18 protein-coding genes are annotated in these 21,502 nt (G+C 76.7%); 7 read left to right on the top strand and 11 right to left on the bottom strand.

What is annotated here, in order from left to right; genetic code table 11:
- Positions 1–81: 81 nt before the first annotated feature.
- The 4 genes from FB586_RS08045 to FB586_RS08030 are packed head-to-tail and all read left to right on the top strand — an operon-like array spanning position 82 to position 7,942.
- Positions 82–3,384 (top strand): FtsX-like permease family protein, encoded by a 3,303-nt coding sequence (locus FB586_RS08045; RefSeq protein ID WP_136518774.1) that lies wholly within the window; start codon positions 82–84, stop codon positions 3,382–3,384.
- Positions 3,381–6,185: an FtsX-like permease family protein gene (locus FB586_RS08040; protein WP_136518773.1), complete on the top strand. Its 2,805-nt coding sequence runs from the start codon at positions 3,381–3,383 to the stop codon at positions 6,183–6,185. Before FB586_RS08045 ends, FB586_RS08040 begins: the two co-directional genes overlap by 4 nt.
- 42 nt (positions 6,186–6,227) lie before the next feature.
- On the top strand, positions 6,228–7,223 hold the full coding sequence (locus tag FB586_RS08035; RefSeq protein ID WP_136518772.1) for an ABC transporter ATP-binding protein: 996 nt from the start codon (positions 6,228–6,230) through the stop codon (positions 7,221–7,223).
- The gene (locus FB586_RS08030; RefSeq protein ID WP_136518771.1) at positions 7,220–7,942 is read left to right on the top strand and encodes an ABC transporter ATP-binding protein; all 723 of its coding nucleotides are present in this window, start codon (positions 7,220–7,222) and stop codon (positions 7,940–7,942) included. The genes FB586_RS08035 and FB586_RS08030 overlap by 4 nt, the downstream gene beginning before the upstream one ends.
- A 59-nt stretch (positions 7,943–8,001) precedes the next feature.
- Here FB586_RS08030 and FB586_RS08025 read toward each other — a convergent pair whose 3' ends face one another.
- The 5 genes from FB586_RS08025 to FB586_RS08005 form a co-directional block, all read right to left on the bottom strand.
- Positions 8,002–8,901: a metal ABC transporter permease gene (locus tag FB586_RS08025; RefSeq protein ID WP_136518770.1), complete on the bottom strand. Its 900-nt coding sequence runs from the start codon at positions 8,899–8,901 to the stop codon at positions 8,002–8,004.
- Positions 8,898–9,665 (bottom strand): metal ABC transporter ATP-binding protein, encoded by a 768-nt coding sequence (locus tag FB586_RS08020; RefSeq protein ID WP_136518769.1) that lies wholly within the window; start codon positions 9,663–9,665, stop codon positions 8,898–8,900. Before FB586_RS08020 ends, FB586_RS08025 begins: the two co-directional genes overlap by 4 nt.
- Entirely contained in the window at positions 9,662–10,588 is a 927-nt protein-coding gene (locus FB586_RS08015) for a metal ABC transporter substrate-binding protein (RefSeq protein ID WP_136518768.1), read from the bottom strand. Before FB586_RS08015 ends, FB586_RS08020 begins: the two co-directional genes overlap by 4 nt.
- A 156-nt stretch (positions 10,589–10,744) precedes the next feature.
- A complete protein-coding gene (phoH2, locus tag FB586_RS08010; protein WP_246036657.1) occupies positions 10,745–12,037 on the bottom strand; it encodes an RNA 5'-3' helicase PhoH2 in 1,293 nt (430 codons plus the stop codon).
- 404 nt (positions 12,038–12,441) lie between these two features.
- A complete protein-coding gene (locus FB586_RS08005) occupies positions 12,442–13,203 on the bottom strand; it encodes an isoprenyl transferase (protein ID WP_136518767.1) in 762 nt (253 codons plus the stop codon).
- A 158-nt stretch (positions 13,204–13,361) separates the two neighbouring features.
- Between FB586_RS08005 and trhA the strand changes: the two genes are divergently transcribed.
- Positions 13,362–14,138: a PAQR family membrane homeostasis protein TrhA gene (trhA, locus tag FB586_RS08000; protein ID WP_136518766.1), complete on the top strand. Its 777-nt coding sequence runs from the start codon at positions 13,362–13,364 to the stop codon at positions 14,136–14,138.
- A 107-nt stretch (positions 14,139–14,245) separates the two neighbouring features.
- Here trhA and FB586_RS07995 read toward each other — a convergent pair whose 3' ends face one another.
- The 3 genes from FB586_RS07995 to mca are packed head-to-tail and all read right to left on the bottom strand — an operon-like array spanning position 14,246 to position 16,427.
- Positions 14,246–15,085: a carbon-nitrogen hydrolase family protein gene (locus FB586_RS07995; protein ID WP_246036634.1), complete on the bottom strand. Its 840-nt coding sequence runs from the start codon at positions 15,083–15,085 to the stop codon at positions 14,246–14,248.
- Complete coding sequence (locus tag FB586_RS07990; RefSeq protein WP_136518765.1) at positions 15,082–15,543, bottom strand: hypothetical protein; 462 nt, start codon at positions 15,541–15,543, stop codon at positions 15,082–15,084. The genes FB586_RS07995 and FB586_RS07990 overlap by 4 nt, the downstream gene beginning before the upstream one ends.
- Positions 15,540–16,427 carry a mycothiol conjugate amidase Mca gene (gene mca, locus FB586_RS07985; protein WP_136518764.1) on the bottom strand — a complete coding sequence of 296 codons (888 nt, stop codon included), beginning with the start codon at positions 16,425–16,427 and terminating at the stop codon, positions 15,540–15,542. Before mca ends, FB586_RS07990 begins: the two co-directional genes overlap by 4 nt.
- Before the next feature lie 95 nt (positions 16,428–16,522).
- Here mca and FB586_RS07980 point away from each other — a divergent pair, with 95 nt between their 5' ends.
- Together FB586_RS07980 and greA are read left to right on the top strand one after the other, a co-directional pair.
- Positions 16,523–16,927 (top strand): DUF4307 domain-containing protein, encoded by a 405-nt coding sequence (locus FB586_RS07980; RefSeq protein WP_136518763.1) that lies wholly within the window; start codon positions 16,523–16,525, stop codon positions 16,925–16,927.
- 239 nt (positions 16,928–17,166) lie between these two features.
- A complete protein-coding gene (gene greA, locus FB586_RS07975; protein ID WP_136518762.1) occupies positions 17,167–17,652 on the top strand; it encodes a transcription elongation factor GreA in 486 nt (161 codons plus the stop codon).
- A gap of 76 nt (positions 17,653–17,728) precedes the next feature.
- Here greA and ilvA read toward each other — a convergent pair whose 3' ends face one another.
- Genes ilvA through FB586_RS07960 form a run of 3 tightly spaced genes read right to left on the bottom strand, consistent with a single transcriptional unit; the run spans position 17,729 to position 21,455 of the window.
- Positions 17,729–18,937, bottom strand: coding sequence for a threonine ammonia-lyase (gene ilvA / locus FB586_RS07970; protein ID WP_136518761.1), 1,209 nt, complete (start codon positions 18,935–18,937; stop codon positions 17,729–17,731).
- A complete protein-coding gene (locus tag FB586_RS07965) occupies positions 18,934–20,214 on the bottom strand; it encodes an AI-2E family transporter (RefSeq protein WP_136518760.1) in 1,281 nt (426 codons plus the stop codon). Before FB586_RS07965 ends, ilvA begins: the two co-directional genes overlap by 4 nt.
- Positions 20,211–21,455: a cystathionine gamma-synthase gene (locus FB586_RS07960; protein WP_136518759.1), complete on the bottom strand. Its 1,245-nt coding sequence runs from the start codon at positions 21,453–21,455 to the stop codon at positions 20,211–20,213. The genes FB586_RS07965 and FB586_RS07960 overlap by 4 nt, the downstream gene beginning before the upstream one ends.
- Between the last annotated feature and the right edge of the window lie 47 nt (positions 21,456–21,502).

Here is a 21,502-nt window from a genome sequence, read left to right as displayed (position 1 = left end):
GTCCCAGCGCTAGGGCCGCTTCCCTAGCCTGGCGTCTCGGCAGGCACCCGCGACGTCGCGGGGCGGGACGGGGAGGTGCCGATGGGCTGGCGGTGGCGGGTCCTCACGCGACGCGTCCGCGACCAGGGCGCGGTCCTCGCGACCGTCGCGGTCGTCGCGCTCACCGCCACGACGCTGCTCGGCACGTTCGCCCTGCTGCTCGACGGCACGCAGAACGACGCGCTCGACGAGGCGCTGCACCGCGCCGACGACGAGTCCGTCCGCTTCCTGGCCACCGTGCGTCCGAACGACGAGGACCCCGAGGTCGCGCTCGGGATCGCGCGCGACGTCGTCGAGGAGACGCTGAGCGGGATCCCCGGCGACGAGGAGGTGTGGCGCAGCGGACCGCTCGTGCGGCTCCCCGGCCGCACCCCGACCGGTGCTGTCCCGCTCGCCTACACCGCGGCGTACCCCGGCCTCGACGAGAACGCGCGGCTCGTGGCCGGGGCCTGGCCCGACGCCGTCCGCGACGGCGACGGGCGCCTGCTCGTCGCCGTCCCCGCCCTCGCCGCGCAGGAGTACGGGTGGCAGGTGGGCACCGTCGTACCGGTCGGCCTGGAGCGCGGCGAGAGCCGCGACGAGTGGGTCGTCGTCGGCGTCCACGAGCTCGAGGGCCCGCGCGGCACGTGGGACCGGGACCGGCTCGACGGCCGTGGGCACGACCCCGCGTTCCCGGTGCCCGGGTCCGCCGGCATGTCCACCACCGACGCGTGGGGGCCGGTCCTGGTCGACCCGGCGGCGCTCGCGGCGCGCGGCTCGGTGGAGTCCATGGAGCTCGTCGTCGTGCCCCGGCTGGTCGACGCGCCCCGGGGCGCCGTGACCGCGCTGCGCGCCGCCGTACCCGACATGCAGGTCGCGCTCGCCGCCGACCTGCGCCCGACCGAGGCCCGCGGCGCCGTGCGCACACGCGTCGACCGGACGATCGACGCCGCGTGGCGCGAGCTCGCGGTCACGCGCGCCGGCGTCGTCGTCGTCGGCCTGCTGCTCACGGTCCTCGCGACGACGGTCATGCTCCTGGCCGCCCGCCTGCTCGGTGAGCGGCGCGCCGCCGAGGGCGAGCTGCTCGCCGCCCGCGGCGCGGCCCCTCGGCAGCTGCGCTCGCTGGCGGTCCTCGAGGCCGTGGGGCTGCTCGTGGCGGTGACGCTCGTCGCCCCCTGGGCGTCCCGGGCGCTGTACGGGCTCCTCGTCGGCGGCGAGCTGCTCGGATCGGCGGGCTTCGACGCGCCCGAGGGCGCCCCCGTCCTGCTCGTGGCCACGTGCGCGCTCGTCGGGGCCGTCCTCGCCGTCTCCCTCGTCGTCCCGCAGTGGCATGCGGCCGGCTCGTCCGCGCCCTCCGCGCACGCCGGCCTCGTGCGGGCCGGCGCCGACCTCGCGCTCGTCGCCCTGGCCGGCGTCGCGCTCTGGCAGCTGCTCACGTACGGCGCGCCGTTCGCGGTGCCGTCGGCCGCCGCGACCGTCGACCCCGTCCTGGCGGGGGCCCCGGCGCTCGTCGCGCTCGGCGCCGCCGTCCTCGCCCTGCGCCTGGTGCCCGTGGTGGGTCGCGCGGCCGACGCGCTGGCCGGACGCAGCCGGTCCCTCGTGGCGCCGCTCGCGGCGTGGCAGGTGGCGCGGCGGCCGGCCGCGGCGACCGGCGCGGTCCTCGTGCTCGTCCTGGCCGTCGCCTCCGCGACGTTCTCCCAGTCCTTCCTCGCCACCTGGCGTGCGTCCCAGCAGGAGCAGGCCGACCTCGCGGTCGGCACCGACGTCCGCCTGGACGGGCTCGAGGGCGACGGCCTGCCCGGAGCACGGCGGACCGACGCGGTGCTGGCGGCGCACCCCGACGTGCTCGCGGTGCCCGTCGTCGACCGCACCGCGAGCATCGGCCTGGCCATCGACGACTTCACGCGCTCCTCCGTGCAGGACACGCGCCTGCTCGCGGTCGACACGACCCGCCCCGACGTCCTGCGCGGGCGCGCGGACGTGCCGTGGTCGCAGGTGGTGGCGCCGCTCGCCCCCTCCGAGGCGCGGCCGGGTGTCACGCTCCCGGGCGACACCGAGTGGGTCGCCGCCGAGGTGCGCGTCGAGCAGCAGTACCCGGCGCCGGGTGAGGTCGGCCTGTCCCTCGTGGTCCAGGACGCCCAGGGCGTCCGCACGTGGATCAGCTCGCACGTGCCCTCGCTCGCCGAGCCCGGCAGCGCGTGGTTCCGCGTCCCCGAGCTCGCGCTCCCGGTGACGGTGGTGGGCGTGTCCGCGCGCCTGCGGCTCGCCGAGCTGCCGGCCGACTGGGCGGCGGCGGAGGAACGCGGCGAGGGGACGAGCCGCACGTCGATCACCCTCGCGTCGGCACGCGCCGTCGACCGCTCCGCGAACGCGCTCTCCTTCGACGACAGCGCCCCCTCGACGCCGCTGGCGCTGGCCGAGCTCGCCGCGTGGCCGGGCGCGGCGTTCAGCGGGGCGGTCCCGTACCCGGCCGACGTCGCCGTGTCCGGCACCGACGTCACCGTGTCGGCGGACATGGACCCGATCGCGCTGTCGGAGCCGACGATCGGCGGGCACACGACGATCGCGGCGTGGGAGGGCGAGGACGAGCTGCGCGCCGTGCTCACGGCGGACCTCGCCGAGGAGGCCCTCGTCGGGCCCGACGACCGCGTGCTGGTCACCGTCGGCGGCCTGGACGCCGTCGCCCGCGTGCAGGCGGTCGTCCCCTACCTGCCGGGCACCCCGCGCGGGCCGGGCATGCTCGTCGACTCCGACGCGCTCACCCGTCTGCTGGTCGACGCCGGCTCGCCGCAGACGCTGCTCGACGGCTGGTGGTTCGCGCCGCCCGACGACGCGACGGCACGCGCGCTCGCCGCCGACCTGCGCACCGAGGCCCTGGGGGACGTCACGGTGCGGGCGGACGAGCGCGTCACCGCGACGCGCGGGCCGCTGCGGGTCAGCGTGCCCGTCGCGCTCTCGCTCGTGGGCCTGGGCGCCGGGCTGCTCGTCGTCGTCGGCCTGGGCGCGAGCGCCAGCGTCGCGGTGCGCTCGCGCCGCCTCGAGCTGGCCCGCCTCCAGGCGCTCGGGTCGGACCGCGGCTCGCTCGTGCGCGGGCTGCTCGGCGAGCACGCGCTCCTCGTGGCCGTCGGCGCCCTCGCCGGCGTCGCGATCGGACTCGGGCTCGCGCACGCCGTCGCCCCCGTGCTCACCGTCTCGGGCGAGGGGCTGCGCCCCGTGCCCGCACCGGGGGTCGCCTGGCCCTGGGGCGGCCAGCTCCTGCTCACCGCGGCCCTCGCGGTGGGCGCCTGCCTCGCCGTGGGCGTCGTCGCCGGGCTCCTCGTCCGGCGCGCGTCCGGGGCCCTCCTGCGACTGGGGGACGACCGGTGACCGCATCGACCGCCCTGCGCACCTCCGCGCGCGCGACGACCGCCGGTGCCTCCCTGGTCACCCGGCGCCGCGCCGCGCAGGACCGCGCCCTGCTCGTGGGGTCCGCCGTGCTGCTGCTCGGCACGCTCGTGCTCGCGCTCGCGCTCCCCCGGCTCGTCGAGCGCGCGGGCGACCTCGGCGTGCGCGGTGCCGTCGAGAACGCGGGCACCACGGCGGACGTGGTGGCCGTCCCGACCCTGCCCACCACCGGCATGAGCCTGGGCGCGGGATCGGTGGTGCAGGAGTCCGCGGAGTTCCTCATGGACTCCTTCGGCGACCGCATCGGCGTGCCCGTGCTCACCGTGCGGTCGAGCGCCTTCACCGCGCGCCTCCCCTCCGGCACGTTCGCCGCCCGCGTGGGCGTCGTCGCCACCGTCGGCGACGGCGACCGGCCGCAGGACGCCGTGCGGTGGGTCGCGGGGCAGGAGCCCCGGCCCGTCCCCGACACCGAGCAGGCCGGGCCCACGCAGCCGGACCTCGTGCCCCGCGTCGAGGTGGGCATGGCGGCGGAGTCAGCGCAGCGGCTGGGCGTGACGCTCGACGCCGGCCCGCTCGTCATCAGCCGCGGCACCAACGACGTCGGCGGCGAGGCGCAGTACGTGGTGACCGGGCTGTACGAGCCGGTCGACCCGGGCTCGGTCCTGTGGCGCGAGGCGCCCTGGCTCGTCTCCCCGGTCGCCGCCAGCGGTACGCGCGTCGACCGGGGCGAGGTCCACGGCCTGTTCGTGCCGCCGGACAACGCCCCCGACCTGCAGCGCGTCATCCCGACCGCCGTGCTGCAGGCGGCGGTCCGCGCGCAGGTGCGGACCGCCGACCTGACGCTCCAGGACGCGCGGGCGATGCGCCGGGACGTCGTCGCGCTCGCCGCCACGAGCGGCGGGCTCGCGAGCGACCTGCCGGCCGTGGTCGACGCGTTCGAGACGCGCCTCGTGGCCGCGCGGGCGCAGGCGTCGCTGGTCGTCGTGGGCGTCGCCGCCACCGGCGCGCTCTGCCTCGTGCTGGCCGCCGGGCTGCTGGTCGAGCGGCGGCGCGCCTTCCTCGCCGCGGAGCGGGCACGCGGCGCGTCGCTCGCGTCGGTCGTCCTGCGCGCGCTCGTCGAGACCGTCCCCGTCGCGCTCGCCGTCGGTGGCGTCGCGTACGGCGCGGTGGACTGGGCGCTCGGGGCGTACCGCGGCACGACGGCCGTCGCCGTCGCGGTGGCGGTCGCCGCCGCGCTGGCGCCGCCCGTGCTCGCCGCGCGCGCCGCGAGCGCGGCGTGGGCGGGACGCCGGGTGCCCGCCGACCGCCGCGAGCGCGCACGCCTCGCCGCGCAGCGCGGCGCCCGGCGGCTCGCCGGCGAGGCCCTCGTGGTCGTCCTCGCCGTCGCGGCGCTCACGTCGGTGCGCACGCGGGGGCTGGTCCCCGTCGCCGCGGGCGAGGTCGACCCGCTGCTCGCGGCCGCGCCGGTGCTCGTCGCCGCCGCCGCGTCCCTCGTGGTGGTCCGGGTCGCGCCCGCGCTCGTGCGGGTCGCCGGCCGGCTGGCGGCGCGCTCGCGCGGGATCGCGGCTCCGCTCGCCGCGGCGCGCGCGCAGGGGGCCGCGACGGCCGTCGTCCCGCTGCTCACGGTCACCGTCGCCGTCGCGCTCGTGGTGCTCTCCGGGACGCTCGCGCAGTCGGTGCGCACGGGGCAGGTGGAGGCGGCCGACCGGCTGGTCGGTGCCGACGCCCGGCTCGACGGCGCGCTCGACCGTCCGGTCGGGCGCGAGGCGCTCGCCGCGCTGCGCGGGGCCGACGGGGTCGCCGCCGTGGCGGCGGGCAGCCAGCTCACCGACCGCCGCTTCGGCGAGGGCACGGGCCTGTCGGTCACGCTGCTGGTCGTGGACACCGCCGAGCTCGCCGCCGCGCGCACCGCACGGGGGCTGCCGGTCGACGCGGGGCTTGCGGGCCTCGCGCAGGAGGAGGCGGCCGACGGGCAGGTGCCGGCCCTGGTGAGCGCGCAGCTGCTCGACCGTCTCGCGGAGAACGGCGTCACGGGACCTCCGGACGTGTCGTACCTGCGCGAGAGGGTCGTCCTCGACGTGCGCGGGACGACCACGTTGTCGGCCGACGCGGGCGCGCCGCCGCTCGACGCGCGCGCGGCCGTCCCCGTCGGCGAGACCGACGACGGCGTCGTCGTGCTCGACCGCAGCACGCTCGCGGCCACCGGCGTGGAGCTGCCCGCCACGGACCGCGCGTGGGTGGCCGGGCCGGGAGCGGCGGAGGCCGTCGCCGCGCTGGGCCTCGCGGCACCGACGTGGTCGGGCGTCACGGTCACCACGCGCGACGGGTGGTGGCGGGCCTGGTCCGCCGAGCCCCTGACGGGGGCCCTGCTGGGGCTGCAGGCGCTCGGCATCGTCGTGCTCGTCGCTCTCCTGGTGCTCGCGCTGGTGCTCGTCGTCGTGGCCACGGCGCGCGAGCGGGGGCGCACGCTCTCGACCCTGCGCACCCTGGGCCTCGACGCCGGCGCGGCCCGCGCCGCGACGCTGGGCGAGCTCGCACCCCTGGTGCTCGGCGGGTTCCTGGGCGGTACCGCGATCGGCCTGGTGGTGCCGTTGCTCGTCACCGACACCCTCGGGCTGGAGTCGCTGACGGGCGGTCCGGCCGCGCGCACGGTTCCCGCCCTGTGGTCGGTCGCCGTGGCGGGCGGTGCCCTGCTCGTGGCCCTGGTCGTCGCGGTCGCCGTCGAGCAGGCGGTGCGTCGGCGCGACCGGCTGGGCGAGGTGCTGCGGGTGGGCGAGCGGTGAGGCAGGGACGACGATGACGCGGACCACGAGGAGGGAGCCGGCATGGACCCGGTGGACGAGCTGAGCGTGCAGGACGGCACGACGGCGACGGCGACCCTGTCGGCGCTCGAGGAGCGGGCCCGCGCCCGCCCGGAGGAGTTCGGCCGCACCGCGCTCATCGTGTGCGAGTCGCTCGTGCGCATCTACCAGGCCGAGGGCATCGAGGTGCAGGCGCTGCAGGGCCTGGACCTGCTCGTCGAGGCCGGCGAGCTCGTCGCGGTGGTCGGCGCGTCCGGCTCCGGGAAGTCGACGCTGCTGTCGGTGCTGTCCGGGCTGGACGTGCCGACGGCCGGGCGCGTACGCGTCGGCCCGTGGGACCTCATGACCATGACCGCCCGCGAGCGCGTGCAGTACCGCCGCTCGATGGTCGGGTTCGTGTGGCAGCAGACGGCCCGCAACCTCGTGCCGTACCTGACGGCCGCCGAGAACGTCGCGCTGCCGATGGCACTCGCGGGGCGGCCCGGGCGCGCGCGCCGCGCGGACGCGGCCGGCCTGCTCGACGTGCTGGGTGTCGGCTACTGCGCGGACCGCCGGCCGACGCAGATGTCCGGCGGGGAGCAGCAGCGGGTGGCGATCGCCACGGCCCTCGCGAACTCCCCGCAGGTGCTGTTCGCCGACGAACCGACGGGCGAGCTCGACACGGCGACGTCGGCCGACGTGCTCGGCGCGCTGCGCTCGGTCAACCGGGAGCTCGGCACGACGGTGGTCGTGGTGACGCACGACCCGGGCGTCAGCGAGCACGTGCAGCGCACGGTCGAGATCCGCGACGGCCGCACGAGCACCGAGGTGCTGCGCCGCACCGCCACGCGCGACGACGGCAGCGAGCACACGGTCGCCGAGGAGTTCGCGGTGCTGGACCGCGCCGGGCGCGTGCAGCTGCCGCGCGAGTACCGCGAGACGCTCGAGCTCGTGGGGCGCGTGCGCCTGGCGCTCGAGCGCGCGCACGTCGAGATCCACCCCGACCGTCCGCGCGACGCGGGACCGGAGGACGTCCGATGACCGCCACCACCGCCGCCGCCACGCCGGGGCGCCCCCAGGCCGCCGAGCCGCTCGTGCGCGTCGAGCACGTGCACCGCAGCTACGGGACGGGCCGGGCCCGCGTGCACGCACTGCAGGACGTGTCCCTCGAGGTGCGGCCCGGCGAGCTCGTCGCGGTCGTGGGACGGTCCGGGTCGGGCAAGACGACCCTGCTCAACGCGATCGGCGGGCTGGACCGCCCCGACGAGGGCCGCGTGGTCGTCGCGGGACGCGAGGTGTCGTCCCTCGACGAGCGCTGCCTCGTCGCGCTGCGCCGCGACGTCGTCTCGTTCGTCTTCCAGACGTTCGGGCTCGTGCCCGTCCTCACGGCGGCCGAGAACGTGGGCGTGCCGCTGCGGATGCGGCGCACGCCCGTCGCCGAGCGGGAGGCCCGCGTCGCGCTGCTGCTCGACCTCGTCGGCCTCGGCCCGCACGCGCGGCAGCGTCCGGGGCAGCTGTCGGGCGGTCAGCAGCAGCGGGTCGCGCTGGCCCGGGCGCTCGCGAACTCCCCCCGCCTGCTCATCGCCGACGAGCCCACCGGCCAGCTCGACTCCGAGACGGGCCGGGCCGTCATGGCGCTGATCCGCGCCGTCGTGGAGGCGGAGGGCATGACGGCGATCGTCTCGACGCACGACCCGGTGATGGTCGCGCTCGCCGACCGGGTGGTGCGGCTGGCGGACGGGCGGCTGGTCGACGGCTGACGGCGCCGGCCGGTCGAGGGCTGACGGCGGCCGGCCGGTCGACGGGTGACCGGGGGCGCTCAGACGACCGGGGCGGCCTCCGGGCGCGCGGTGGTCGCCTCGTCCGCCACCGCCGCCGCCCGGCCCGCCCGCCGGCGCCCGAGCACGCCGTGCGGCGCGAGCAGGTGGACGACGCCGAACACGACGCCCTGCACCAGCACGACCATGCCCCCGGAGGCCAGGTCGTACCAGTAGCTGAGGTACAGGCCGACGACCGCGGACGTCGCGGACAGCACGGGCGCGAGCACGAGCATCCGCCCGAACCGGTCGGTGAGCAGGCACGCGGTGGCACCCGGGATGACGAGCATCGCCACGACGAGCACGACGCCGACCACCTGCAGCGCGACGACCGCCGTCACCGCGAGCACGCCCAGCAGCAGCGCGCCGAGCCGCCGGGGCGACAGGCCGATCGCGTGCGCGTGCGTGGGGTCGAACGCGAACAGCACGAGGTCGCGCCGCTTGAGCAGCAGGGTGGCGGCCGCGACGGCGGCGAGCACCGCGACCTGGACGAGGTCGGAGGTGGAGACGCCGAGCACGTTGCCGAAGACGATGTGGTTCAGGTCCGTGTCGCTCGGCGTCACCGACACGAGGACGAGCCCGAGGGCGAACAGGGTCGTGAACACGATGCCGATGGCGGCGTCCTCCTTGACCCGACCGCCCCCGCGCACGGCCCCGACGAGGACCACGGCGAGCAGCCCGAACACGAGCGCCCCCACCGCGAACGGCGCCCCGACGACGTAGGCCAGCACGACCCCGGGCAGCACGGCGTGGGAGACCGCGTCGCCCATGAGTGACCAGCCGACGAGGACGAGCCAGCAGGACAGCAGCGCGCACACGACGGCCGCGAGGACCGTCGTCGCCAGCGCGCGGACCATGAACTCGTAGCCGAGCGGCTCCAGCAGCAGGTCGAGCGGGCTCATGCGGCCGCTCCCTCCCCCGCCGCGCCCGTCCGGCTCGCGACGGTCCCCGTCGCGAGCCCGAGGGCCCCCGCGAGCGTCTCGGGCCGCAGCGCCTCGGGGACCGGCCCGTGGAAGACGACGGACCGGCGCAGCAGCACCGCCTCGTCCGCGAGGTCCGGCAGCGCGTGCAGGTCGTGCGTGGAGACCAGGACGGTCCGCCCGTCGGCGGCGAGCTCGCGCAGCAGCCGCACGACCGTCGCCTCGGACCCCTTGTCGACGCCCGCGAACGGCTCGTCGAGCAGCAGCAGGTCCGCCTCCTGCGCGATCCCGCGCGCGACGAACGCGCGGCGCCGCTGCCCGCCGGACAACCTCCCCACCTGGCGGTCGGCGAGCGCGGTGAGCCCGACCCGCTCGAGTGCGGCGTCGACCGCGGCGTGGTCCGCGGCGCGCAGCCGGCGCGTCGGTCCGAGGCGCCCGTACCGGCCCATCGCGACGACGTCGCGCACGCTGACCGGGAACGTGACGTCCACGGCCTCCTGCTGCGGCACGTACGCGATCGCGCCGCGCCGCCGCGCCCGGGCCGGGTCGTCCCCCAGCACGCGGACGCGCCCGGCGCCGGGCCGGACCGTGCCGGTCACCGCCTGGAGCAGCGTCGACTTGCCGGCACCGTTGACGCCGACGAGGCCGCACACGCGCCCCGGCGCGAGGCGCAGCGAGACGTCGTCGAGCGCGAGCACGTCGCCGTAGCGGACCGTGACGTGCTCGACCTCCAGCGCGGGCGTCACGACGCACCGCCGGTCAGGCCGTCCACGATCGTGCGCACGTCGTGCCGGATCAGGTCGAGGTACGTCGGCACGGGACCGTCCTCCTCGGACAGCGAGTCCACGTAGAGCACCCCTCCGAAGCGGGCCCCGGTGGCGTCGACGACCTGCTGCATGGCGTCGTCCGAGACGGTCGACTCGCAGAAGACCGCGGGCACGTCGCGCTCGCGGACGAACTCGACGACGGACGCGATCCGCTGCGGCGTGGCCTGCTGCTCGGCGTTGACCGGCCACACGTACCGCTCCGTCAGGCCGGCGTCGCGGGCGAGGTAGGAGAAGGCCCCCTCGCACGTGACCAGCGCGCGCTGCCGCTGCGGCACGGCGGCCAGCCCGTCGACGAGCTCGGCCTGCACCGCACGCAGCTGCGCGCGGTACGCCTGCGCGTTCGCCCGCACGTCGTCCGCGTGCTCGGGCACGAGGTCGACGAAGGCGTCGACGATGTTGTCGACGTAGAGCTCGACGTTGGCGGGGCTCATCCACGCGTGCGGGTTCGGCTTGCCGGCGTAGGCGTCGTCGGCGATGTCGACGACCTCGACGCCCTCGGTCGCGACGACGTGCGGCACGTCGGCGTCCTGCACGAACTGCGCGAACCACGCCTCGAGGTTCAGGCCGTTGTCGAGGACGAGGTCGGCGCCGGCGGCGCGGCGCAGGTCGCCGGGGGTCGGCTCGTAGCCGTGCACCTCGACGCCGGGCTTGGTGAGGGACTCCACGCGCACGTGCTCGCCCCCGACGTTGCGCGCGATGTCGGCGAGGACGGTGAACGTCGTGAGGACCAGCGGGCGCCCGTCGTCCTCGCCGCCCGCGCGCGCCGGCACGCACGCGGCGAGGACCGCGAGGACGGCGACCAGGGCGGGTGCGGCAGCCGCCCGGCGACGGAAGTTCGGCATACCGAAAACCATAGTTCGACCGTCCGGGGAGGGCGAGGCCAGGGGGCCGTCCCCTCCCCGCTGACCCGCATCGTGCCGGTGCCGGCGGCGGGACGCGCGGCGAGGGCCGCCCACCCCGTCGGGTGGACGGCCCTCGTGCCTCTCGCCGGCGCCGCGTCAGGCCTCGATGCCCTCGAACAGCTCGGTGACGAGGGCCGCGACGGGCGAGCGCTCCGACCGGGTGAGCGTCACGTGGGCGAACAGCGGGTGCCCCTTGAGCGCCTCGATGACCGCCGCGACGCCGTCGTGCCGGCCCACGCGGAGGTTGTCGCGCTGCGCGACGTCGTGCGTGAGCACCACCCGCGAGGACTGCCCGATCCGGGACAGCACCGTGAGCAGCACGTTCCGCTCGAGCGACTGGGCCTCGTCGACGATGACGAACGCGTCGTGCAGCGACCGGCCGCGGATGTGCGTGAGCGGCAGGACCTCGAGCAGGTCGCGGTCGAGGACCTCCTCCACGACCTCCTTGCTCACGAGCGCGCCGAGGGTGTCGAACACCGCCTGCGCCCACGGGTTCATCTTCTCGGCCTCGCTGCCCGGCAGGTAGCCGAGGTCCTGCCCGCCCACCGCGTACAGCGGCCGGAAGACCATCACCTTGCGGTGCTGACGCCGCTCGAGCACCGCCTCGAGCCCGGCGCACAGCGCGAGCGCCGACTTGCCGGTCCCCGCGCGCCCGCCGAGCGACACGATCCCGACCGACTCGTCGAGCAGCAGGTCGATCGCGATCCGCTGCTCGGCGGAGCGACCGTGGACGCCGAACACGTCCTGGTCGCCGCGCACGACCTGCACGTGCTTGTCCGCGGTCACGCGCCCGAGCGCCGAGCCGCGCGGGCTGTGCAGCACCAGGCCGGTGTGGCACGGCAGGTCCTGCGGGGAGCCCGCGAGCGCGGATGCCGGGGCGGCGACGTCGGCGAGCGGCAGCGACTCGTGCTCCCACAGCGCCGCCATCTGCTGCTCGGTCAGGTCCAGGGTGTCCATGCCCGTCCAGCCGGAGTCGACGGCCAGCTGCGCGCGGTACTCCTCGGCGCGCAGCCCGACGGACGACGCCTTGATGCGCATCGGCAGGTCCTTCGAGACGACCGTGACGTCGTGGCCCTCCTTGGCGAGGTTCGCCGCCACCGACAGGATCCGCGTGTCGTTGTCGCCGAGCCGGAAGCCCGCCGGCAGCACCCGGTCGTCGACGTGGTTGAGCTCGACGCGCAGCGTCCCGCCCTCGTCGCTGACCGGCACCGGCGCGTCGAGGCGCCCGTGCCGCACGCGCAGGTCGTCGAGCAGGCGCAGGGCGGTCCGCGCGAAGTAGCCGAGCTCGGCGTGGTGCCGCTTGGCCTCGAGCTCGGTGATGACGACGACGGGCAGGACGACGTCGTGCTCGGCGAACCGGCGGATCGCGCGGGGGTCCGAGAGCAGCACGGACGTGTCGAGGACGTACGTGAGGCGGCCGTCGGCGGGAGCGGTGCCGTCGGGGAGCGTGTCCGGCCGCGGTGTGCGGTCGTGCCCCAGGTCGTGCTGCGAGGTGTGGTCCACGGCAGGCTCCCTCCGGCGCGTCAGCGCCTGGCCGGGCGCCTCGTGCGCGAGCGCGGGGCGTACCGCGTCCGGCAGTCGGCGACGGGACGGGGTCGGCCGGCCGAGGGCCGGGTCCGGCCCTCCTCCCGGAGCACTGGCTCCATGGGCTGGCCTCCCGGGACGACGGGCGTCGTCCTCGGGCAGGAACGTAACCCCGCGCAGGAGGCCCCCCGCGCATGTGACGCGCGACACGCACGTGCCGTCACGCGATGTTCATCCGCCGGTCGCCGTGCGGCCGACGGGCACCGGCGTCAGCGGCCGAGGCGGCGCTCGCGCTGCGCGTAGGACCGCAGGGCGCGCAGGAAGTCGACCCGCCGGAAGTCCGGCCAGTAGGCCTCGCAGAAGTAGAACTCCGAGTGCGCGCTCTGCCACAGCAGGAAGCCGCCGAGACGCTGCTCCCCCGACGTGCGGATGACGAGGTCCGGGTCCGGCTGCCCCTTGGTGTACAGGTGCTCGGCGATGTGGTCGACGTCGAACGCCTCCGCGAGCTCCTCCATGTCGGTGCCGGCGCGGGCGTGCTCGCGCAGGAACGAGCGGACCGCGTCGGCGATCTCGCGACGCCCCCCGTACCCGACGGCCGCGTTGACGTGCAGCCCCTCGACGTCGGCCGTCGCGCCCTGGGCCGCGCGCAGCGCCGCGGCCGTGCGCTCCGGCAGCATCTCGAGCGCGCCGACGGGCTGGATGCGCCAGCGCCGCTCCGCCGCGAGCTCACCCACCACGTCCTCGATGACCGCGAGCAGCGGGTCGAGCTCCTGCGGGTCCCGCGCGAGGTTGTCGGTGGAGAGCAGCCACAGGGTCACGACCTCGACCCCGACGTCCTCGCTCCAGCTCAGCAGGTCGCTGATCTTGTCCGCACCGCGCCGGTGCCCGTGAGCCGAGGAGACCCCGCTGCTGCGCGCCCAGCGGCGGTTGCCGTCGAGGATGACCCCGATGTGCCGCGGCATCTGCGCGGCCGGCAGGGACGCGGCGAGACGACGCTCGTAGAGTCCGTAGAGCGGGTGCGGCAGGCGCACGCGGATCCTCCGAGGGACGAGGGGGTGGACGCGCTCACGGTACTCGCCGGGCGGCGCGCCGCGGGCCGTACCGGGACCTCCGTCGCGTCGACACCCTCCTTACGGGCACGTAACCTACGGCCTCGTAGGTTACCGACGGACGAAGGCGGAACGGACGCATGAGCAGCACCCCCGCACGACGCGACGAGGCGCCGCGTCCCGGCACGGGCGGCGGTATCGAGCGCGCGGCGGACGCCGTCGGGGACGCGGTCGGCGACGCGGTGGACAGCGTCGGCGAGGCCGTCGGCTCCGTCGTCGAGCAGGTCAAGCCGCGGCTGCGGGGCTGGATCCACGCCGGCGTCGCGCCGCTCGTGCTCGTGGCCTCGGCCGTGCTGGTCGTCGTGTCCCCCACGACCGCCGCCCGGTGGTCCACCGCGGTCTTCGGCGTCTCCGCCGTCCTGCTGTTCGGCACCAGCGCCGTCTACCACCGCGGCCGGTGGTCGCCGCGGGTGGCCGGCGTGCTGCGGCGCCTCGACCACACGAACATCTTCCTCATCATCGCCGGCACGTACACGCCGCTCGCGGTGCTGCTGCTGCCGGCGTCGACCGCCCGCGTGCTGCTCACCGTGGTCTGGGTCGGCGCGCTGCTGGGCCTGCTGGCCCGGGTCTTCTGGCTCAACGCCCCGCGCTGGCTCTACGTGCCGATCTACGTGGCGCTCGGGTGGGTGGCCGTCGGCTTCCTGCCCCAGTTCTGGCAGTCCGGCGGACCCACGATCGTGTGGCTCGTCGCCGGCGGCGGCCTGGCGTACACGCTCGGCGCGGTCGTCTACGGCCTCAAGCGCCCGAACCCCAGCCCCCGCTGGTTCGGGTTCCACGAGATCTTCCACGCCCTCACCGTCGTCGGGTACGGCTGCCACTACGCCGCGGTGTGGATCGCCGCCCACGCGGCCGCCTGACCCCGCCCGCTCGTCCGGCACCGAGCGCGCCTCGTACCGGGCGAGCGCACCGGGGACGAGGGGCGCGCTCGCCCGACGACCGGCGCGGTCGGCGGTGAGGGTGCCCGTCAGGGGCGCGGGACCACCGTGTAGCGGCGGTTCGCCAGCGACGGGTTGCGCTCGCGGACGGCCGTCAGGGCCGCCGCGTCCAGGTCCACCGTGCGCACCTGCGGCGTCTCGTCGAGCTCGAGCCCGACCACGCCGTCCGGGCCGACGACCAGCGAGCGCCCCACGACGCCCCGGCCGGCCTGCCCGACCGCGACCACCGCGGCGGTGTTCTCGATCGCCCGCGCCACCGCGAGCGTCCGCCAGTGCATCGCCTTCAGCGGCCCCGGCGCCCACGCCGCGGGCACGACGAGCACGTCGGCCCCCGCGTCGACCAGGCGTCGGGCCGACTCGGGGAACCGCAGGTCGTAGCAGGTCATCACGCCGAGCCGCAGCCCGGCCACGTCGAGGACGAGCGGCGGGGCGTCGGCGGGCCCGGCGACGAAGCGGTCGGACTCGCGCTGCCCGAACGCGTCGTACAGGTGCACCTTGCGGTACACGCCCACCAGCGAGCCGTCCGCGCCGACGCCGACGACCGCGTTCACCACCCGGCGCGCGGCGTCGTCCTCCTCCCCCGGCAGCGTGGTGCCCGCGAGCACGGCGACGCCGGCCCGCGCGGCCTCCTCCCGCACCGCGGTCACGAACGGCCCGTCGAGCGGCTCGGCGAGGTCGGGGCCGACGCCGCGCGGGTCGAAGGCGGACGCGTACTCGGGCAGCACCACGACGTCCGCGCGCACGCGCGCCGCCTCGCGCACCGCGTCGCGGGCGACCTCGACGTTGGCCGCACGGTCCGTGCCGACCTGCAGCTGCGCGACGGTCACGCGCACCGCGGGGCGCACGGGCGCGGCGGGGGCGTCCGTCACGGACGGCGGCCGTCGGCGGGCGGGACGTCGCCGTGCGGGTCGGTCCCGGGCGTCGAGCCGCCGGGGCGGGTGCCCTCGGCCCCGGCACCTGCGGTCCCGCTCGCGCCGGTCCCGCTCGCGTCGGTCCCGCTGGCGTCGGGGGTCCCCGCCGGACGGCCCGCCTCCGTGCGCGCGTCGAGCTCGGCCTGCGCCACCGCCTCCTCGGCCGTGACCGGTGCGGGACCGGGGTCGGCGGCCGGGCCGCCCTCCTCCTGGGCGCGCAGCCGCGCCCGGTGGTCGGCGCGGCGCATCCGCCGGCTGAACGAGACCGCGAGCGCGATCACCGCCGCGGCCAGCAGGAACGTGACGACGAAGCCGAGGAAGCCGGGCGAGCCCTCCTCGGGCGACTCGATGGTCGGGCCGGGCAGCCGCTCGGCGTGCACGACCGCGGCCAGCAGCACCCCGTGCACCGCGCTCACCGCGCCGCCTCCGTCCCGCGGATCCCCGCGAACAGGTCGTCCTCGGGCAGGGTCGTCGGCACGCGCGACTCCGCGAGCTCGAACTCCTCGGTGCGCCAGTGCGCGAGCTCGACCTCGCGCGGGACCGCGAAGAACCAGCCCTCCGGGTCGATCTGCGTGGCGTGCGCGCGCAGGGCCGCGTCCCGCTGCGGGAACCAGTCCGCGCACTCGACGCGCGTCGTCACCGGCCGCTCGGGCACCTCGCGGGCCTGCCGGGAGTCGATCCAGTCGCTGAACGGCGACTCCCCGCCCGCGGCGACGATCGCGTCGTGCATCGTGCGCATCCGCTCCAGCGAGAAGCCGTGGTTGTAGTAGAGCTTCAGCGGCGCCCAGGGCTCGCCGCGGCCCCGGTACCGCTCGGGGTCGCCCGCGGCGGCGAACGCCTCCGCGGAGACCCGGTGGCACATGATGTGGTCGGGGTGCGGGTACCCGCCCGTCGGGTCGTACGTCGTCATGACGTGCGGGCGGAACTCGCGGACCAGCTCGACGAGCGGCGCGGACGCCTCCTCGAGCGGCGTGAGCGCGAAGCACCCGTCGGGCAGCGGGGGCAGCGGGTCGCCCTCGGGCAGCCCGGAGTCGACGAAGCCGAGCCAGTGCTGGCGCACCCCGAGCGCCGCCGCGGCGGTCGCCATCTCCTCGCGCCGCACCGCGCGCATCTCCTCGAGCCCCGCGGGCGCCGGCCCGTAGTGCGGGTTGAGCACGTCGCCGCGCTCGCCGCCGGTGCAGGTCACGACGAGGACGTCGACCCCCTCGGCCGCGTACCGCGCGGTCGTCGCGGCACCCTTGCTGGACTCGTCGTCGGGGTGCGCGTGCACCGCCATGAGCCGAAGCCGCTCCGTGCTCACCCAGGGCCTCCCGTCACAGGTCGTCGGACGAGGGACAATGATCCCCTACGCACGCCCGCCGCCCCGCACGACGAACCCACGCCCCAGGAGGTCCCGTGGTCGCACCGGCCCCCCGCACGCCCGTCGGGCGCTACGGACCGGAGCCCACCGACGCCGCCCGCCGGTTGCAGCGGTGGGGCCTGGCGGCGCTCGTCGTCGTGGCGATGCTCGTGCTCGGGTGGATCGGCAGCGGCGTGCTGCGCGACCCGGTCCAGTGGAAGACGATCGGCTTCCGCGTCGACGGGCCGGCGTCGACCGACGTGACGTTCGACGTGACGACCGACCCCGGCGCCGGGGCGACGTGCCGCGTGGAGGTGCTCTCGCAGTCGTACGCGCAGGTGGGGGTCCTCGACGTCGAGGTCCCGCCCGCCGACGAGCGCACGCGACGGGTGACGGTGACGGTGTCCACGGTCGAGGAGGGCGTCAGCGGGGTCGTCGACTCCTGCAGCCCGCTGCCCTGACCTGCGCGTCCGGCGCGTGCGGGTGGAACCCGGTTGCGCGTCCACCCTCCCCGGGTGCTCCGGGCTACAATCGTCGTTTACGCCGCCCCGGTCCGGCGTCGTACGACAGGTCGACGCGACCGCGCTGAGACGGCGACAACCCCCGTCCCGCACGCACCGCGCCGCACCCGTGCGCGCCGGGGGGTGGGCACGACCCGCCGCCGCGAGGCGGTGGACCCGAGGCAAGGGAAGGAGCGATCGTGACCGACACGACTGCGGCCACGTGGCTGACGCAGGAGGCCTACGACCGTCTCAAGGCCGAGCTGGAGCAGCTCGAGACGGTGGGGCGCAAGGAGATCGCGGACCGCATCGCCGCGGCCCGTGACGAGGGCGACCTCAAGGAGAACGGCGGCTACCACGCCGCGCGCGAGGAGCAGGCCAAGCAGGAGGCCCGCATCCGCGAGCTCAAGGAGAAGCTCCGCAACGTGCAGATCGGCACGCCGCCGGACGACGGCGTCGTCGAGGCCGGCATGGTCGTGACGGCCGTCGTCGCCGGGGACGAGATGACGTTCCTGCTCGGCTCGCGCGAGATCGCGGGCACGGCCGACATCGACGTCTTCTCCCCCACCTCGCCGCTCGGCGCGGCCATCTACGGCCGCAAGGTCGGGGACGCGACGACGTACGAGGCGCCCAACGGCCGGCAGATCCCGGTCGAGATCACGGCCGCGCGCCCGTTCACGGGCTGACGCCCACCGCGCGCACGCACGACGGCGCCGCCACCCCGCGGGGTGCGGCGCCGTCGGCGTCCCGGGACCGCGGCCGTCAGCCGTCGCCGAGGCGGTAGCCGGCCCCGCGCAGGCCGGCGAGCAGCTCGCCGCAGTGCTCGGGGCCCTTCGTCTCGATCTGCAGGTCGACGGCGACCTCGCTCAGCGCGAGGTCCCCGCCGGTGCGCGTGTGCGCGACGTGCATGACGTTGCCGCCGCGCGCCGCCACGTCGTGCAGCAGGCCGGCGAGCGCGCCCGGCGTGTCCTCCACGCGCGCGTGCACGTGCAGGTACCGGCCCGCGGACGCGAGCCCGTGCCGCACCACGCGCAGCAGCACCAGCGGGTCGATGTTGCCGCCGGACAGGACGCACACGACCGGCCGCCCCCGGTGGTCGATCCCGGCCGGGTCGGCCATGAGCGCCGCGACCGCCGCCGCACCGGACGGCTCGACCACGAGCTTCGCGCGCTCCGCGACGAGCAGCAGCGCGCGCGACAGGTCCTCCTCGGAGACCGTGCGCACGGGCACCCGGTGGTGCGCGAGGACCTCGAACGGCACCGCGCCGGGCGTGCCGACGGCGATGCCGTCCGCCATGGTGCGCAGCTCCGGCGCGCGCACCGGCCGGCCCGCGGCGAGCGACGCCGGGTACGCCGCGGCACCGGCGGCCTGCACGCCGAGCACGGTCACGTCGGGCCGGTCCTCCAGCGCCGCCGCCATGCCCGCCGCCAGCCCCCCGCCGCCCACCGGCACGACCAGGGTGCCGGCGTCCGGCACCTGCTCGAGCACCTCGAGCGCGACGGTGCCCTGCCCCGCGTCGACGTCCGGGTGGTCGAACGGGTGGATGAGCACCGCGCCGGTGCGGTCCGCGTGCTCCTTCGCGGCGACGAGCGCCTCGTCGACGGAGGTGCCGACGAGCTCGACGTCCGCGCCGTAGCCCCGGGTCGCGGCGACCTTCGGCAGCGCCGCGTCGACGGGCATGAAGACGACCGCGTGCAGGCCGAGCAGGCGTGCCGCCAGCGCCACGCCCTGGGCGTGGTTGCCGGCGCTCGCCGCCACGACACCGCGGGCCTTCTCGGCGTCGGAGAGGCGCGCCATCCGCACGTAGGCCCCGCGGATCTTGAACGAGCCGGCGCGCTGCAGGTTCTCGCACTTCAGCCAGACGTCCACCCCGACCAGGTCGGACAGGGCGCGGCTGCGCTGGACGGGGGTGCGCTCGGCCACGTCGGCGAGCAGCGCGGCGGCCGCCCGGACGTCGGCCGCACCGATCACGGCGCGTCCCGGCCGGTCGTCGCAGCGGTCCGCGGGTCGGCCGGGGTGGTGCCCGTGTCGCCGGCCCGCTCGGCGCGCGCGGCGGACTCCGCCTCGGCCGCCGCCGCGAGGACGCGGTCGAGCACGGGGTGCGCCCGTGGCCGGATGGTCACGTGGTCGCCCGTGCCGAGCTGGGGGAACTTGTCGTGCCCGTGCAGGTACAGCACGACCGTGTTGAGCACGGCCGCGACGGGCACCGCGAACAGCGCCCCGACGATCCCGGCGGCGAACGACCCCGTCGCGACGACGAGCAGCACCGCGACCGGGTGCAGCGACACCGCGTGCCCCATGAGGAACGGCTGCAGCACGTGCCCCTCGAGCTGCTGCACGGCCAGCACGATCACGAGCATGATCAGCGCGGACACCCAGCCCTGCGACACGAGCGCGACGAGCACCGCGATCGTGCCCGTGAGGATCGCCCCCACGAACGGGATGAACGAGCCGAAGAAGACGAGCACCGCGAGCGGCACGGCGAGCGGCAGCTGCAGCAGCACCGCGCCCAGACCGATGCCGACCGCGTCGACCGCGGCCACGAGGATCTGGGTGCGCGTGTACGCGCCGAGCGTCACCCAGCCCCGACGCCCGGCCTGGTGCACGCGCTCGCGCGACCCGCGCGGCAGCAGGCCGACGACCCAGGCCCAGATGCGCCGGCCGTCGATGAGGAAGAACAGGGTGCAGAACAGGGCGACGAGCGTCCCGGCGAGGACGTGCCCGACGGTCACCGTGACCGAGAGCGCCCCGGTGGCGATCTGCTGGCCGCTGCCGACGACCGTCTCCTGGACCTGGTCGACGTAGCCGTCGAGCTGCGCCTGGTCCAGGCCGAGGGGTCCGTCCGACAGCCACACGAGCAGCGTGTCGACGCCCTCCGCCGCCTGGTCCGCGAGCGCGGCGATGCCGCTGACGATCGAGCGCCCGGCGAGCGTGAGCAGGCCGCCGACGACGCCGAGCATCAGCGCGAGCGCCACCGTCGCCGCGAGCGCCCGCGGCAGGCGGACCCGGCGCTGCAGGAACGTCACGAACGGCGCCAGCAGCACCGTGAGCAGCAGTGCCACCGCGACGGGCACGACGATGACCTTGCTGACCCCGAGCAGCCAGACGCCGACGGCCACGGCCGCCGCGATGAGCAGCAGCCGCCACGACCACGCCGCCGCGGCCTGAACCGACGGGGGCACCGGGTGCGCCGGGCGGTCCTCGACGACGACGGTCGTCGGCGCGGCCGGCGCGTGCTCGTCCGTCACGCCGGGCCCCGGCCCAGGCCGGCCGCCTCCAGCGCCTGCGCGAGATCGGCGAGCAGGTCCTCGACGTCCTCGATGCCGACCGACAGGCGCACGAGGTCGTCCGGGACCTCCAGCGCCGTGGCCGCCACCGAGGCGTGCGTCATGCGTGCCGGGTGCTCGATGAGCGACTCCACGCCGCCGAGCGACTCCGCGAGCGTGAACACACGCGTGTGCGCGCACACCGCGACCGCCTTCTCGGCGTCGCCGGTGCGGAACGCGACCATGCCGCCGAAGCCGCTCATCTGCCGCGCCGCGACCTCGTGGCCGGCGTGGTCGGGCAGGCCCGGGTACAGCACGTGCGTGACGCCCGGGTGGTCGAGCAGGAAGCGCGCGACGCGCTCGGCGTTGGCCTGGTGGCGGTCCATCCGCACCCCGAGCGTCTTGAGGCCGCGCAGCGTGAGCCACGCGTCGAACGGCCCGGCGACGGCCCCGGACGCGTTCTGCAGGAAGCCCACCGCGTCGCGCAGGGCGGTCGTACCGGTCGGCCCCTCCATGCCGGCGGGCAGCTGCGCGCCGTCCGCGACGACGACCGCGCCGCCGACCACGTCGGAGTGCCCGCCGATGTACTTGGTCGTCGAGTGGACGACGGCGTCCGCGCCCAGAGCGATCGGGTTCTGCAGGTAGGGCGTCGCGAAGGTGTTGTCGACGACCAGCACGGCGCCGGCGGAGCGCGCGTGCACCGCGATCGCCTCGACGTCGGCGATGCCGAGCAGCGGGTTCGTCGGCGTCTCCGCCCAGATCGCCTTCGTCCGGCCCGGCTGGATCGCCGCGAGCACCGCGTCCGGGTCGAGCATGTCGACGGGCGTGTGGTCGATCCCCCAGGGCCCGAGCACGCGGGCGATCAGCCGGTACGTGCCGCCGTACGCGTCGTTGCCGATCACGAGGTGGTCGCCGGGCCGCAGGACGGAGCGCAGGAGAGCGTCCTCGGCGGCGAGGCCCGACGCGAACGCGAACGCGGCGGCGCCGCCCTCGGCGGCCGCGAGGGCCTCCTCGAGCGCGTGCCGCGTCGGGTTGCCGGAGCGTGAGTACTCGTAGCCCTCGCGCAGGCCCCCGACGCCGTCCTGCTTGTACGTCGACACCTGGTGGATGGGCGGCACGACGGCGCCCGTGCGTGCCTCCGGGTCCTGCCCCGCGTGGATGGCGCGGGTCGAGAAGCCGGTGGTGGACCAGTCGTGGGGCTCGGCGAAGGGGTGGCTCGTCACGGTCCCAGGCTAGGCCGTGCCGGGGTCCCGGCGGGGAACACGCGGCA

The sequence above is a fragment of the Cellulomonas telluris genome (assembly GCF_004886325.1).
Lineage (GTDB): Bacteria > Actinomycetota > Actinomycetes > Actinomycetales > Cellulomonadaceae > Cellulomonas > Cellulomonas telluris.
This window is presented reverse-complemented; position numbering and strand designations above follow the sequence as displayed.